We start from the raw sequence: 15,305 nt of genomic DNA, 5'->3' as shown, positions 1-15,305 counted from the left end.
TAAACGCCAGTGAATACTGGCTATATTAGTAAGCACGGTTTCAAACCCGCGCCAGTTTCACAAACTCCGTTCAATCCCCATTTCTAAACCCCGTAACTCTGCCAATCCGCGCAGGCGACCAACGGCCGAATAGCCGGGGTAAGTTTTCTTATGCAAATCGTCGAGCATCTGGTGGCCGTGATCGGGACGCATAGGAATGTTGATTACACCCACACCCAATTTTTCACGACGTTTCTGTTCCAGCACAATTTCTTTCACAACCGCATACATATCAACATCGCCCGCCAGATGATCCGCTTCGTGAAAATTGCGTGGGTCCTCTTCTCGCTTGGTTGTTCGTAGGTGAATGAAATGAATTCGTTCGCCGAAACGACGAATCATGCCAGGCAAATCATTATCGGGCCGAATACCTAATGAACCCGTACAGAACGTAATACCGTTGGCTGTTACATCACTAGCCTCCATCAACTGCGCTAAATCAGATTCAGTGCTGACAACGCGGGGAAGCCCTAACAATGGGCGTGGCGGATCATCGGGGTGGATACAGAGGTTAACACCCACTTCCTGCGCCACTGGAGCAACCTGTTGAATGAAATAATACAGATTCTGGCGAAGTTCAGCGTCGCCAATGGTCGCGTATTCGTTTAGTAATCCTTGAAATGTATCGAGCGTAAAGGCTTCTTCGGAACCGGGCAATCCCAACAGCACGATGTTTGATAGCTCGGTTACTTGCTCAGTTGTCATGCGGCTGAACTTCTGTTGGGCCGACTCGATGATTTCGGGTTCGTAATCAACTTCGGCACCGGGGCGTTTGAGAATATATAAATCGAAAACGGCAAAGTCTTCCCAAACAAATCGAAGTGCCCGCGATCCATCGGGCATTTCGTAATTTAGGTTGGTACGCGACCAATCAAGCACCGGCATAAAATTGTAGCAGACGGTTTTGATACCACAAGCTGCCAGATTCCGAATCGACTGCCTGTAATTCTCGATATAACCAGCACGCGATGGTCTCCCCTTTTTAATGTCTTCATGAACAGGCAGACTTTCAACGACCGCCCAATGCAAGGTCGAATACTGTTGATTGGCTGCTTCAACAAGTTGCTTACGCTCATTAATGGCCTCAATTGTCCAGAGGTCGCCCACTGGAATCTGGTGAAGCGCCGTAACAATGCCCGTGCACCCCGCCTGCCGAATATCCATCAGTGAAACCGGGTCATTCGGACCGAACCACCGCATGGTTTGTAACATTCCCATTTTACTTGACGTAGCCTGGACGGCCACGTCCAGGTGAGATAAAAACATTAATATAAAACCCGGACGTGGCCGTCCAGGCTACTACTTTTTAGAAAATTCGCGTTTAGCAAACTCCAGAAAAACAGGCCAGTCGGGCGAATCGACGTGACCTCCTTCGTGATTCCGGAAAGCCAGTTCGCCATCAATCAGCGCAACATCGGGTGCGGGCATTATGGTGGTCCCTACGCCTTTTTTGCCCAGCAATTCATAAACCGGACTAGCCCCGACGCAAGCCAGGAACTCACCTTTGGGGTCGGCCCAGGTATCTTTGGTGCCACCCGTAATGAACAGTGGACGAGGAGCAATGAGCGCCATTAACTCGTGGGCATCAACTGGCATGGCAGTCCAGTTTCCGCCATACTTCAGGAAGTTACCTGCCATCCAGTGGTATTCACCTGGCCCGGCTACGTTGTCAATCGTTTCGCCCACGTTACGCTTTTCCAGAGATGCCCCCAAAGAGCCAGAACAGCTCGCAAAAACAATGGCCCAACGCGGGTCCAGGGCGCCAGCGAGTAGAGCGGTCTTACCCCAACGCGAATGTCCCTGAACACCAATTTGTTTGGCATTAATCGTATTATCTTTTTCAAAGTGATCGAGAACACGACTCAGGCCCCAACTCCAGGCAGCTAACACGCCCCACTCATCGGGTTGACGATCTTTGCCACCGTTCATCAGACCGATGATTCCTTCATGCAAACCTCCTCCATTATCAGCCTGAATAGCCCCGGTATTCACTAAGGCTACGGCCCAACCAGCATCAATGAGTTTCTCAATGTTTGCTATCGGTTGCGGGAAGGCACCCCACACAATCACCATGAGCGGAATCTTACCCGATGCATTCACGGGTCGATAGTACGTAACCGGAATACTCGGCGTAACAGCCGGGTAACGGGAATTGTCGACGTTGCCGACGATCATTTTTCGGATAGCTTTCCCGTTCAGTACTGTACTGTCGATTCCGGTAGGCGCAAACGTTACCCTAGGCGTATTGGCGGGTATTTTTCCGTAAATCTCCATTAGGTAATCGTTCAGAATTTCGGGCCTGCGCTGCTTCCACCAGGTAGTAGCATCTTTTACGGGTTTACCGTTTCTCAGCTTCAGCGGATCTGGTAGTGTGTAATCATTTGCTTTAGCCTCCTCATAATTTGTCCAATTCCCCCACCCTGACCGAACGTGGTTGTTACCGGCTTCATCGTACCAGTTGTTTGTGCCTTCTTTGACTTTGAGATACGAAGGCCGTTTGGGATCGTCGGCAGGTGGCGGTAACGTGGGTAGTTTCAGATTGAGCTTGTCCATCATCTTCTGCCAATCTTCCTGACTCGCGGCCCGCATTTTATTCATATAAGCCGTCCGCTCCTCCGGCGTCATTTTCTGGAGATTAGGGGCTTGAGCGTTACCGTATTGGATGGCCACTAATTGGCAAAACAGAAGTACATACGTGCTGTTTTTCATAGCAAATTCAGGGGGATGGCGCGGGCGTCAACGTTCGCGCTATCAGTAAACTCACAGTGTCAGATTTGAGCACCTGACACCACTCAACTACACAAAAAACGGCACGTCTTTCGGAGCGTATTTCCGCATACCTTCTTCGTTGATTTCGACGCCAATACCGGGTTTGTTGGATAGCGGGATGAATCCCTTTTCCACCATAGGTCCGTCGAATGTGACGATTTCCTTGAACATCGGCTCCTCATGGAAGTAAATCTGCCACTCCAGAATCAGGAAATTTGGCACGGATGCACAAACGTGGCTCGACGCCATCGCTCCCAGATACGACGCTACCATGTGGGGCGCAAACGGCACGTAATACAAATTGGCCAGGTTCGCAATACGCTGAGCTTCACCCAGTCCACCCGCTTTCTGTAGATCAGGCATGATGATGTCGACAGCGCCAATTTCGAGAAGTTTCCGGAATCCGTGCGCCAAATAATGGTTTTCTCCGGCGCAAATGGGTGTATTCGACGCTTCCCGAATTTGCCTGTACGCTTCGGGGTTTTCGGCCGGGATGGGTTCTTCCAAAAACAATAGGTTCAGTGGCTCCATCATCTTGGCCACCCGACGCCCCGTTGTGACATCGTACCGGCCGTGCATATCAACACAGATGTCAATCTTAGGGCCAACCGCTTTTCGAACACCGGCAATCTGATTGTACATCCGCTCCAGTTCGCCCTGACTGGCAGTCCAGTTGTAGGCATCGTATTTGTTTGGGTCATTGCGTTCGTCGATGTCATACTTTACGGCCGTAAAACCCATATCGACGGCTTTTTTTGCACTTGCGCCAAACGCATCGGGGCTGGTGTCGGTTTCGCGATAGGCTCCGGTATCGCAGTAAACCCGGATTTTATCCCGAAATTTTCCGCCCAGCAACTGATAAACAGGCATCCCCAGCGCTTTCCCCGTCAAGTCCCAAAGCGCCGTTTCGATAGCCGACAATACGGATATGTAAATCCCCGCCTGGGCACCTTCAAAAAAGCCTGATTTCCGAATGTCCTCAAACAATCGGTTTACATTGAGCGGGCTCTTACCTTTGATCCGCTGGCCCATCATCTTCACCAGATGGTACGTCCCAACGGATGCATCGACCGCTTCGCCACAGCCCCAGATGCCCTGATTCGTGTGAATCTTGACGAACAGACTATGGCCATTGCGGGTATAACCGCATTTGATATCGGTAATTTTCAGGTCGGAAGGAGCTGAAGATAAAGGGGCATTATGAACAGCCGTTTCCAGCCCTTCGCCGAAGCTGGCCAGAGCGCTGGCGCTAAATACACTGGCTAAAGCACTTTTAGTCAGAAAAGAACGACGAGATGTTGTCATGAGGAGGAAAAGGTTTATGGTTTATGGTTTACAGTTGGCTGACACACCAGCGTATTTCTGAGCCAGTCAACCGTAAACCATAAACCGAATACTATTTTACCAGGTACGGGTTTTGAGATAATCCTGAATTTGCTCTTTCGGAACAGGGAGTTCGCTCACGTGATCGTTGAGCCATTTCGAGAAATCCTTTTCAATTTCATCCGACCAGCGCGAATCAATCTGGCCCGGCGTGTATTTCTGTTCGCGCAGGCGCAGGTGACCGAACATGTCGCGTAACCGAATGATCTCTGACGTTTTCACCACTTTCTCGGCCAGATGGGGCGGAATAAACGCAACGCCCCCATCGCGACCGAGCACGACATCGCCTGGCATAACCATTACCTTACCGATGCGCGTTGGGCGGTTGATACCTACCAATGTTGTATTCAGATCACCTTCGGGATTGTGGTGCGATGGGTGATAACTTCTGAAATAAGACGTAAATCCACCGATTTCTTTCAACCCAGCTACATCCCGAACAGCCCCTTCGTAGACAATTCCATTACCCGTTTTGGCATAAATAGAATTACCCAGATTGTCGCCGATGGTTGGGCCATCTTCATGCATTCCAAACTGATCAACCACGTACACGTCTCCTTTGACAAGCATGTCAATTGGCCAGGCATTCTGCGATTTTACGCGACCATCTTTCGTGTGCCCTTTTTCATCCGTAACCCGGTGTACATCCGGCCGACCGGGCATAAAGGTAGCCGTGAGTGCCCGGCCCACCAATACGCTATCCGGATTGATTGTTTGCCAATCCCCCGCGAACTGGTATCGGTATTTTTCGCCCTTCATAACGGCCCAGGCTTCTTCGTGCGTCACCAGCTTCATGCGTTTCAGAATCGCATCTGGTACTTTTGGGCGTCCATCGGGGAAGCGTTCGCCTTTCCAGTCGGGTGTCAGAAAGATCAGTTCTTCTTTAGAAATCTGTTGTGCAACCGATACCGAAGTCAGCCCGGTCATCAACAGCCCAATCGCCAGTACAAATACCTGTTTCATGGTTAGTGAAAAGAAATTAAAAGGTTTAGTATACGGCTGATAAGGAGCCCAATTAGCAGTTCTACCCGACCAAACACATGGAATTCTTGTAATGAAAGAGTCTTTATGCAACTAGTCTGTTTGTTGCATAAAACTTACCCCTCTGCTGAGCTCTGGAAGCACCTATTTATGCAACAAGCCATTTTTTCGCCTTATTTTTAGCTAAAAAAATTACCCACCTCAAATCTGGGTAAACGGCTAAATCCATATCGAATAAGTAAAGGAGTCTATTCTGTTGGTTTATAGTGTCTGCAATGGAAGCTCGCTAAACAAACGTCCTTAATGCGCAAAAATCCCATTTCCCACATTTCACTTTTACTCCTCTTTGCTCTGTCAATCGGGCAAACACATGCCCAGACGCTACGTCCACCAGCTTATCCGCTAATTACGCACGACCCTTATTTTAGTGTCTGGAGTATGACCGATAAGCTCACCGATTCGCCAACGCGCCACTGGACCGGCAAGCCGCAGTCGTTGGAGGGAATTATACGCGTCGATGGAAAAGCGTATCAGTTTTTGGGCGCTGTTCCAACCACTTACGAACCCATTTTACCAAGTGGTGAGGTACAGGCTTATGCCGCCCAATACACAATGACCAAACCCAGTGCGGGTTGGGAAAAAGCAGACTTCAATGCCAGTGGCTGGAAATCGGGACAGGGGCCATTTGGCGATACGCCCGAGGCTAAAACAAAATGGACCAATAGTGACAATGCCGGCATGAAAGACGGAATTTATTACCGTCGTGAATTTACCTACGATGGCAAAGCCGATCCGTCGAAATTCCTGCTCTCCATCAGCCACGATGATGACGTAGTTGTTTATCTGAACGGCACCAAGATTCTGGATAAGCCTGATTATACCAATGAATATATCCTTTTGCCCTTCCCAGAAGCGGGTCAGAAAGCGTTGCAAAAGGGCAAAAACGTATTGGCCGTACATTGCGTAAGCCCTCGGGGTGGTTCGTTTATCGACATTGGCATTGTAAATCCGATCAAGTCATCAACGATGGAGACTGCTACGCAAACAGGCGTAACGATATCGGCGACACAAACCAACTACGAGTTTACCGCCGGTCCCGTAAATCTGGCTCTTACGTTTCTGTCGCCTTTATTGCTGGATGAAGTGGACGTAGCCGCCCGACCAATCACCTACGTAACGTTCGAGGTTCGCTCGGCAGATCGGAAGTCGCATGCGGTGCAGGTTTATCTGGGTGAGTCAGGTACACTGGCCACGAACACAATCGGGCAGGAAGTCGTACTGAAAGCTGGGCAGGCTCCCGGCCTCATTTATCAAACCGTTGGCACCCAGGCACAATCCGTTCTCGCCAAGAAAGGCGACAACGTGCGGATCGACTGGGGCTATGCGTATCTGGCCACTCCACAGGAAAAAGGTAACCAGACCGGCAATGGCATGGCACCAGGCCTGAAACACGCATTTTTGACAACGGGGCAACTCCCTACCGATAACAAGGCGTCTGTACCAGCCAACAAACCTCGGGCCGCCGTCGATGTAGCCGTTGCCAGTGTTCTCGATTTTGGCAACGTAACGAAAGCCACCGAAAAGCACCTGATGCTGGGCTATGATGACTTGTACTCGGTACAGTATTTTAAGCAAAATCTGCGCCCCTGGTGGAATCGGACGGGGAAAGTAACCATGCCTGCACTGCTCCAGGTAGCTGAGAAAGACTATAACCGACTCCGGGAAAAATGCACCAAATTCGATAGCAAACTTCGTTCCGACGCCCGCAAAGCTGGCGGTACCGATTACGCTGATTTATGCGTACTAGCTTATCGTCAGGCTATTGCTGCCCATAAGATTGTAGCAGGGCCCAAAGGTGAAACGCTTTTCTTGTCGAAGGAAAACTTCTCCAACGGCTCTATTGGTACGGTTGACGTAACGTATCCATCGGCCCCACTCTTTCTACTTTACAACCCAACCTTGCTAAAGGGTATGATGGAGCCTATTTTCTATTACTCGGAAAGTGGCCAATGGAAAAAGCCGTTTGCTGCTCACGATGTAGGAACGTACCCACTAGCCAACGGTCAGACCTACGGCGAAGATATGCCTGTAGAAGAATGTGGTAATATGCTCCTGCTCGCTGGCGCTATTACCGGAGCCGAAGGCAACGCCAATTATGCCAAACAACACTGGAAAACCCTGACGACCTGGGTTGAATACCTCAAGAAAGATGGCTTTGACCCTGCCAACCAACTCTGCACCGACGACTTTGCCGGACACATTGCCCGGAACGCTAACCTGTCGGTCAAGGCTATTCTGGGCATTGCTGCCTACGGACAGATGGCGGCTCAACTGGGCGACAAAGCAACCTCAGAAAGTTACCTGAAAACAGCACGGGAAATGGCGGCTAAATGGCAGCAACTCGCTCTCGACAAAACGGCGTCGCAACTACCACATTACGACCTGACATTCGAGAACCAATCCGATACCTGGAGCCAGAAATACAATCTGGTTTGGGATAAGCTACTGAACATGAACGTCTTTCCAAAGGAGATTCCGCAAACCGAAATTGCCTATTACCTGACCAAGCAAAAGACATACGGACTCCCTTTAGATAGCCGAAAAACCTACACCAAGTCCGACTGGATCATGTGGACGGCTACGCTCGCTAAATCAGACCGCGATTTTGAAGCATTTATCAAGCCCGTCTGGAAATACGTCAACGAAACACCAACGCGTGTTCCCCTATGTGACTGGCATGAAACGACCAACGCCAAACAGGTTGGTTTTCAGGCCCGTTCGGTAGTGGGCGGCTATTTCATCAAAATGCTCGAAGGGAAATTGAGCAAGTAAGTTTTCTGCTTTTTTGTCATTCCAACTCTATACATTCATGTTTTCCACCCGAATCCTTTCCGCTGCGCTTAGCCTTACGCTGCTAGGGGCAGGAATGGTGACTGCCCAAACGCCCGTTTCGAACCAACCCCGTACGGCTCCGATTATGAGCCGATGGGAAAAACAGATAACGCCCGAAAATGCCTGGCGCGAGTACCCTCGCCCGCAAATGGTTCGTCAACAATGGCAAAACCTGAACGGCATGTGGGAATATGCTATAACCCCTAAAACAGCTCCACAACCCACTCGCTACGACGGCCAGATTCTGGTTCCGTTCTGTCTGGAATCAACGGTATCAAAAGTGAACAAATCACTCACCGCCGATCAGCGGTTGTGGTATCGCCGGGAAGTTAGTTTACCGAAAGACTGGGCAGGCCAGCGGATATTGCTTCACTTCGGTGCAGTTGATTACGAATGCAATTTGTGGGTCAATGGCGGTCTGGTTGGTTCACACACGGGCGGTTCCGATTCGTTTAGCTTCGACATTACGGATTACCTGAAAGACGGGCAGAATCAACTGGTATTGGGCGTAACCGACCCAACCTCCACCGGTGAGCAGCCTCGCGGAAAACAGTTGATGAATCCTCATGGTATCTGGTACACGCCGGTTTCGGGAATCTGGCAAACGGTTTGGATGGAACCTGTTCCGAAGCAGACGTACATTGAGGAAGTGAAACTAACGCCAGAGCTGGATTCCAGCCGCCTTCGGGTCGATGTGTTGCTGGATAAACCGGCCGACAATTTCACCACAGCGATTCGTCTGACGGCTATGGATGGCAATCAATCTGTTGCCACAACGCTCGTTCGGGCGGGAAGAACGGGTTGGCTGAACATCAAAACGCCCAAACTATGGTCGCCGGATAGCCCGTTCCTCTACACTATAAAAGTGGAGTTGGTTACTGTAACTGACCCCTTCGGCGATACGCCCCGTAACAAACGCACACGTCAGGATGCACCTATAATCGCTGCCTTTGCGAATGCAACCGTTGTCGGAAACCCAGTCGATGTGGTGACGGGCTATTTCGCTATGCGTAAAATTTCGGTCGGTGCTGGTCCAGTGGCCAATCAACCCGTGCTGTTATTGAACAATAAGTTCGTGTTTCAAAACGGCCCACTCGATCAGGGATGGTGGCCCGGCGGCTTACTGACTCCTCCGTCTGATGAAGGCATGGCGTTTGAAATTGATTTCCTCAAAAAATCGGGGTTCAACATGCTCCGGAAGCACATCAAAGTTGAGCCAGACCGCTACTATTATCTCTGCGATAAACTAGGCATACTGGTGTGGCAGGATATGCCATCGGGATTTCTGGAAGGTCAGAATGAACATCCCGGCGATCAATCGGAGCCAATTCGTCGGTCGAAAGGAAAAGAGCAGTTTGAACTGGAATTGCGTCGGATGATGAATCGGCTGCACAATCACCCGAGCATTGTAACCTGGGTGGTGCATAACGAAGGCTGGGGACAATATGAGAACAAACGGCTGGCCGACTGGGTAAAAGCACTCGACCCAAGCCGAACGATCAACGCATCCAGCGGTTGGAATGACGTCGGTGCGGGCGATTTCTACGACATTCACACCTACGAAGAAGAACCTAAGTCTCCGACGCCTAAAACGAATCGGGTGGTGGTGATCGGTGAATTTGGGGGCATCGGCTGGCCGGTCCAGGGTCATCTCTGGAACCCAGAAATGCGCAATTGGGGCTACCAGACCTATCAATCGGCAGATGTGGTGCAGAAAGCGTATGAAAAGAAATACGCCAAAATCGTCGAGTATTATAAGAAACAGGCTTTGTCAGCAGCAGTCTATACTCAAACGACAGACGTAGAAGGCGAAGTGAATGGCTTATTGACCTATGATCGGGAAGTGATCAAGATTCCCGTTGAAACGTTACAGAAAATTCACGCGCCGTTGTTTAAGTAAAAATAGTTTCGTGTTGGCGCGGGTATTCATCCGCGCCTTTTTATATAGCCAGCATTCGCTGGCGTCTGAATAGTTGGCCGATGTACCAGTAAATACTGGCGTTTATGTATAGGCACGAGTAAATACTCGCGCCAGTCTGATACTCGCGCCAGTTTTGCAGTTCCAAATTAATCATGAAGAATATCAGGGGCTTTCTCCTATTCGCTACACTGATTGGGTTACTCACGACGTTTGCAACTGCACAGTCGTTGAAGCCAGCCATGATGTTTGGCGATACTACGCACCGGAAACCGGGCTTTGCCAAAGACCCACACGTGGTTCGCTTTGGCAAGGCCTACCTGATGTATTATTCGGTACCACTTTACAAAGATTCGAGTGGAACCGATCACTGGGGTATTGGTATTGCGCGCAGTACCGATCTGACTAATTGGGCAAAGGTGGGTGAGATTACGCCCGTTACGGATTATGAGAAAAAGGGCTTATGTGCTCCCGGCGCGCTTGTTCGTGATGGGAAGGTGCATCTGTTTTACCAGACCTATGGAAACGGACGCAACGATGCGATTTGCCACGCGGTTTCGAGCGATGGTATTCATTTCGAGCGGAATCCAACTAACCCAATTTTTCACCCAGCCATCAGTGACTGGTCATGCGGGCGAGCCATCGACGCCGAAGTTATCAAGTTCAAAGACCAGTATTTTTTGTACTTCGCAACCCGCGATCCAGCGTATAAAATTCAGCAATTGGGAGTAGCTACAGCGCCCGCCAATACGAACTTCAATCGGGAAGACTGGAAACAGGTAGCTACCAATGGCCCAATTCTAAAACCAGAATTACCCTGGGAAGGCGAATGCATTGAAGGCGCTTCGGTTATTGAGCGGAACGGTCAGCTCTATATGTTTTATGCTGGTGCGTACAACAACTGGCCGCAGCAAATTGGAGTTGCTCGAAGCACAGATGGTATTCATTGGGAACGGGTTCAATCTGAGCCATTCCTCAAAAATGGCGCCCCTGGCACCTGGAATTCCAGCGAATCGGGCCATCCGCACATTTTCACTGATACGAACGGGAAAACCTATCTATTCTACCAGGGGAACAATGACAAAGGCCAAAGCTGGTTCTTGTCCAATGTACCCGTCGGTTGGACGAATTTAGGGCCTACGTTAACAAAGTGAATTACGAATGATTCAAAAGCGTAATCCCGCTATTAACCACTCAGTTGCTTAGAACGCTTTGTCATCCTGACAAAAAGAAGGATCTTAAACTGTCCCAACAATCAAATGAGTATGCCTTAAGATCTTTCGTCAGGATGACAAAAAATAGAAACCCCCTTTTCTGAGTCAGAAAAGGGGGTTTCTATTTTTTACAAACAAATAACTAATATATTAGTTGTAAAACTAATATATTAGTCATACATTTCGAACATAATCACCAGTCTCCTGTGAATCATGCAGATACGCGAACTAACGAAAGCCGAAGAAGAGATAATGCGGGTTCTTTGGCAGCTAAAAAAGGGCTTCGTAAAAGATGTGCTAGCCGAATTGCCTGAGCCGAAACCCGCCTACAATACCGTCTCGACGATTATCCGTATTCTGGAGAAAAAGGAATTGGTTGGCTACACAGCTTACGGTAAAACGCATGAGTACTATCCGCTCATCACCGAAGAGGAATATCGTCGTTTCCAGACGGAGCAACTCATGGCAAACTACTTCGATAATTCGCTCAAAAAACTGGTGTCGTTTTTCGTGAAAGACAAGAACATCAGCCTCACCGAAGCTGACGAGATTATCAAACTCCTAAACAAACAGAAAGATCAATGAACGCCCTTGACTACCTTCTGAAAGCTAACCTCTACGGCTTGCTATTTGCAGGTTGTTATTGGCTGCTCCTTCGTCGGCACACGTTTTTCAGTCTTAACCGAGCATATTTGCTGGCTTCGGTTATTCTGTCGCTGGTACTTCCGCTGGTGATCTTACCGACGAAAACCGTCGAAACGCTTCCGGCCACCATGCCTGTTGGTGTCATTGCGCTACCTGTTTCAACAGTTATAGCTGCCCCGATCGAAACAGGTCCCGATTGGGAGCAAGTAGGCATTTGGGCCTACGCGCTGGTCGCGTTGGTGTTGCTTATCCGGTTGGCAATACGCGTCGGTCGGTTGGTCTGGTTGATCCGGCGTTCACCTCGCCAAGTCCACGAGAATTTTATACTCGTTCAGCCTAACGACCCAACGCTCCCCACCTTTTCATTTTTTCAATACATTATTCTTAACCCAGTCGATACACGTAACGAACTGATTCTTCAGCACGAATTGGTTCACGTCCGACAATACCATAGTGCCGATGTGCTGGGCATGGGCTTATTACAGGCATTTTGCTGGGCCTGTCCAACGATCTGGCTCATCGATCGGCTTTTACGCCAGGTGCATGAATTCCTGGCCGATAAGCCAGCCAGTCAGCCCACTGAATATGCCCGGTTCTTAGTGGCTTATTCCTTTGGTACGCAGCTTGGCCTAAGCGACCCCGACACGTTGACGAATAGTTTTTTCAATCCATCGCTCCTGAAACAACGGATTATGATGCTCCAACAGAAAGCCACCACCCGCTGGGCTTTGAGCAAGTATATGCTGGTGCTCCCACTGGCATTTGGTTTACTGGCTATGACTACAGCACGAGAGGAGATTGCCGCTGTGGTTGGGCAGGCGACCGATGATACCATTACAGTTGCAGGTCGGGTAACGGCTGCTGATGGAAAGCCACTACCAGGAGCGCACGTAATACTTGAAGGCACAACAACTGGTGCAGAAACGAACGCCAAAGGCTATTATACGCTACCTAATGTTCCTAAAAACGCATCATTGGTCGTCAGTTTTATCGGGTTTGACTCTCAGCGAGTAGCCGTTAAAGGCAGGAATGTTATCAACGTAATGATGGCTCGTGCCGTTGTGCTGGATAAAGTAGTTGTAACTGCCTATGAACCATCAGAAAAAGCCGCCCCACCTGTTTCATCAACCCATTCTCTTGCAGGTAATGGAGAGGTCTTCACAGTTGTTGAAGAGGTTCCTGAATTTCCAGGAGGAATGAGTGAGTTAGGAAAATACTTAATGAAAAATCTGCGCTACCCGGCTGACGCACGAAAAGCTCATGTTGATGGCCAAGTGTTTATACAATTTGTCGTAACAGAAACGGGCGATATTCAGCAGTTAAGAATCCTGAAAGGTATCGGTTTTGGTTGTAATGAAGAAGCTGTACGCGTCGTGAGCCAAATGCCCAAATGGCGACCAGGCAAGCAAAATGGCAAACCAGTGGCTGTACAGTATAATCTTCCTATTCAGTTTACCCTGGAAAAAGGGGAAGACAGGCGCACTGGCCAGGTTGAACCAATGCCTAAAACAGGCTCTGGGCAAAAGACTGGCTTTGTTCTCGACAAAGATAAAAACTCTCAGTTCTCACTCGATGATCCCACGTCTGGCAGCAACGAGCGATATAGCATGCGTCTGCCTGATTCCTTAAGAAACTCAGGGCCATTCATTACAATTCGCGGGCATAATTCGTTGAGAGGCACTCCGCTCTATATTCTTGATGGTATTGAAGTACCAACTATTTCTAACCTGAATCCTGAAGATATTGAGAGCATAACCGTACTGAAAAATCCAGCTTCAAGAGTCCAATACGGAGCAAAAGCAATATATGGCGTCGTTCAGATAACCTCGAAAAAGAAGTCCCAACTCAGGCTTCAATTCATGGGCGATAAATATATTGATAATCAGTAATTTAACTCAATAAAATTAATTATTAGATAATCAATCAGGTAGATACGTCCAGTCAAAATGTCAACTTGAAACCCGAATTGAGCCAAAGAAATGAACACACTCCCCTATCTCTTAATAGCCAGCCTATACCTGCTATTATTCTATAGCTGCTACTGGTTGGTCCTTCGCCGAAACACGTTTTTCAACCTGAACCGCTGGTATTTGCTGGCAACGGTTGGGCTGTCGTTTGCCTTTCCGCTGGTCGAACTGCCGATTGGCACGGCGGAGTCGTTACCGATTGGCACGCTGACATTACCCGCTTTTACCGTTGGAGCTTCCAGCCAATCGGATAGCCTGACGACAACGCAATGGCTCTGGCTTTTATACGGTCTTGGCGTAGTCGTGATGCTGCTGCGATTGGGATTGAATCTGGCCTCGGTGTTTAAACTCATTAAGCGAGGTAGCTTAGCCCGCACTCCAGATTATATCCTCGTCCGGCTTCCCGACGATTCGACGCCTTCGTTTTCATTCGGACGTTATCTGGTGCTGAATCATACCGACTCGCTTACCGAGCCCGACGCATTGCTGCGTCATGAAGAAGCCCACATCCGCCAGCGCCACACGGTCGATGTACTGTTTGTAGAAATTGTACAGGCTGCTTTATGGTTCAATCCAGTGCTGTTGCTCTACAAACACGCCTTGCAGGAAGTCCACGAGTTTCTGGCCGACCGGACTGTCCTGAAAACACCTCGACCCGATTATCCTCGTCAGTTAGTGGCCTACGCGCTCAATATGCCCGTTACGGCCCTAACGACTCCTTTTGTCTCTAAATCAACCCTTAAACAACGGATTATTATGTTACAAAAACCCGCATCCCATCGCCGAGCCTTGCTCGGTTATGCCCTAATTCTGCCCATAGCGGCCGCCCTGGTTATGTGCACGCAATCGGGTCAGGATCAATCTCAGAGTGCGATTGTACCCGCTAGCGAATCTGCCCGTAAAGCAGTGAAGGTGGATGGGAAGGTGTTTACTGTGGTTCAAAATCAACCTGAGTTCCCGGGCGGTATGAAAGAACTAGGTGCTTATTTGGCTAACAATCTGAAATACCCAGCTGCTGCACAGAAAGTAAAAGCAGAAGGCCGCGTATTTGTCAATTTCATTGTAACAAAAACCGGCGAGGTTACTGATGTTAAGATATTAAAAGACGTTGGTTTTGGCACTGGCGAGGAAGCCGTCCGCGTTGTACAAAACATGCCTCGTTGGCAACCAGCCACTCAGAATGGCAAAGTGGTGAATGTTCGATACAACCTGCCCATTAATTTCACGCTAGAGGATAAAAGTGAGCAGGAAACCACAAACAAGATGCCACCACCCCCTCCTCCGGTACCAAATAAGGAAGGAACCACATTCAGCCAGATAGACTATTTTATCCTTAATGGTAAGGCAACGACAAGGGAGGTAATAGCCGCGCTCCCAGCCGATAAGATTGCCAAAATGAATGTCATGAAGGATACCAAAACGATTGAGATCACAACGAAATAGGGTTTTGTAGTAGCAGACTATGGTTAAAAACTGGGGCTGTTCGTTAATCTGCCA

10 protein-coding genes are annotated in these 15,305 nt (G+C 49.2%); 6 read left to right on the top strand and 4 right to left on the bottom strand.

The window, feature by feature from the left end; all coding sequences use genetic code 11:
* Nucleotides 1-57: 57 nt before the first annotated feature.
* The 4 genes from uxuA to ACYVGR_RS20135 form a co-directional block, all read right to left on the bottom strand.
* Complete coding sequence (uxuA, locus tag ACYVGR_RS20150; RefSeq protein ID WP_460960806.1) at nt 58-1,257, bottom strand: mannonate dehydratase; 1,200 nt, start codon at nt 1,255-1,257, stop codon at nt 58-60.
* An 81-nt stretch (nt 1,258-1,338) separates the two neighbouring features.
* The gene (locus ACYVGR_RS20145; protein ID WP_460959970.1) at nt 1,339-2,748 is read right to left on the bottom strand and encodes an alpha/beta hydrolase family protein; all 1,410 of its coding nucleotides are present in this window, start codon (nt 2,746-2,748) and stop codon (nt 1,339-1,341) included.
* A gap of 87 nt (nt 2,749-2,835) precedes the next feature.
* On the bottom strand, nt 2,836-4,113 hold the full coding sequence (locus tag ACYVGR_RS20140) for a mandelate racemase/muconate lactonizing enzyme family protein (protein ID WP_460959968.1): 1,278 nt from the start codon (nt 4,111-4,113) through the stop codon (nt 2,836-2,838).
* Between the two features lie 96 nt (nt 4,114-4,209).
* Entirely contained in the window at nt 4,210-5,154 is a 945-nt protein-coding gene (locus ACYVGR_RS20135; protein WP_460959966.1) for an RraA family protein, read from the bottom strand.
* A gap of 321 nt (nt 5,155-5,475) precedes the next feature.
* Here ACYVGR_RS20135 and ACYVGR_RS20130 point away from each other — a divergent pair, with 321 nt between their 5' ends.
* The 6 genes from ACYVGR_RS20130 (at nt 5,476) to ACYVGR_RS20105 (ending at nt 15,251) form a co-directional block, all read left to right on the top strand.
* Complete coding sequence (locus ACYVGR_RS20130; RefSeq protein WP_460959964.1) at nt 5,476-8,004, top strand: glutaminase family protein; 2,529 nt, start codon at nt 5,476-5,478, stop codon at nt 8,002-8,004.
* A gap of 37 nt (nt 8,005-8,041) precedes the next feature.
* Nucleotides 8,042-9,964 (top strand): glycoside hydrolase family 2 protein, encoded by a 1,923-nt coding sequence (locus ACYVGR_RS20125; RefSeq protein WP_460959962.1) that lies wholly within the window; start codon nt 8,042-8,044, stop codon nt 9,962-9,964.
* A gap of 173 nt (nt 9,965-10,137) precedes the next feature.
* Nucleotides 10,138-11,136: a family 43 glycosylhydrolase gene (locus tag ACYVGR_RS20120; RefSeq protein ID WP_460959960.1), complete on the top strand. Its 999-nt coding sequence runs from the start codon at nt 10,138-10,140 to the stop codon at nt 11,134-11,136.
* 273 nt (nt 11,137-11,409) lie between these two features.
* Nucleotides 11,410-11,781: a BlaI/MecI/CopY family transcriptional regulator gene (locus tag ACYVGR_RS20115; protein WP_460959958.1), complete on the top strand. Its 372-nt coding sequence runs from the start codon at nt 11,410-11,412 to the stop codon at nt 11,779-11,781.
* Nucleotides 11,778-13,730 (top strand): M56 family metallopeptidase, encoded by a 1,953-nt coding sequence (locus ACYVGR_RS20110; RefSeq protein ID WP_460959956.1) that lies wholly within the window; start codon nt 11,778-11,780, stop codon nt 13,728-13,730. The genes ACYVGR_RS20115 and ACYVGR_RS20110 overlap by 4 nt, the downstream gene beginning before the upstream one ends.
* Nucleotides 13,731-13,820: 90 nt before the next feature.
* Nucleotides 13,821-15,251, top strand: a complete 1,431-nt coding sequence (locus ACYVGR_RS20105; protein ID WP_460959954.1) for a M56 family metallopeptidase — start codon at nt 13,821-13,823, stop codon at nt 15,249-15,251.
* The last annotated feature ends 54 nt before the right edge of the window (nt 15,252-15,305 follow it).

It is taken from the genome of Spirosoma litoris, from assembly GCF_054776755.1.
The sequence above is the reverse complement of the archived record's forward strand: the minus strand, read 5'-3'. Positions and strand labels throughout refer to the sequence as shown.

What these genes read in the sequence shown, in the direction of transcription:
- ACYVGR_RS20115 (WP_460959958.1), top strand. Translation starts at nt 11,410, where the DNA reads ATGCAGATACGCGAACTAACGAAAGCCGAAGAAGAGATAATGCGGGTT.
- ACYVGR_RS20105 (WP_460959954.1), top strand. Translation starts at nt 13,821, where the DNA reads ATGAACACACTCCCCTATCTCTTAATAGCCAGCCTATACCTGCTATTA.
- ACYVGR_RS20135 (WP_460959966.1), bottom strand. Translation starts at nt 5,154, where the DNA reads ATGAAACAGGTATTTGTACTGGCGATTGGGCTGTTGATGACCGGGCTG.
- ACYVGR_RS20140 (WP_460959968.1), bottom strand. Translation starts at nt 4,113, where the DNA reads ATGACAACATCTCGTCGTTCTTTTCTGACTAAAAGTGCTTTAGCCAGT.
- ACYVGR_RS20145 (WP_460959970.1), bottom strand. Translation starts at nt 2,748, where the DNA reads ATGAAAAACAGCACGTATGTACTTCTGTTTTGCCAATTAGTGGCCATC.
- ACYVGR_RS20110 (WP_460959956.1), top strand. Translation starts at nt 11,778, where the DNA reads ATGAACGCCCTTGACTACCTTCTGAAAGCTAACCTCTACGGCTTGCTA.
- uxuA (WP_460960806.1), bottom strand. Translation starts at nt 1,257, where the DNA reads ATGGGAATGTTACAAACCATGCGGTGGTTCGGTCCGAATGACCCGGTT.
- ACYVGR_RS20130 (WP_460959964.1), top strand. Translation starts at nt 5,476, where the DNA reads ATGCGCAAAAATCCCATTTCCCACATTTCACTTTTACTCCTCTTTGCT.
- ACYVGR_RS20120 (WP_460959960.1), top strand. Translation starts at nt 10,138, where the DNA reads ATGAAGAATATCAGGGGCTTTCTCCTATTCGCTACACTGATTGGGTTA.
- ACYVGR_RS20125 (WP_460959962.1), top strand. Translation starts at nt 8,042, where the DNA reads ATGTTTTCCACCCGAATCCTTTCCGCTGCGCTTAGCCTTACGCTGCTA.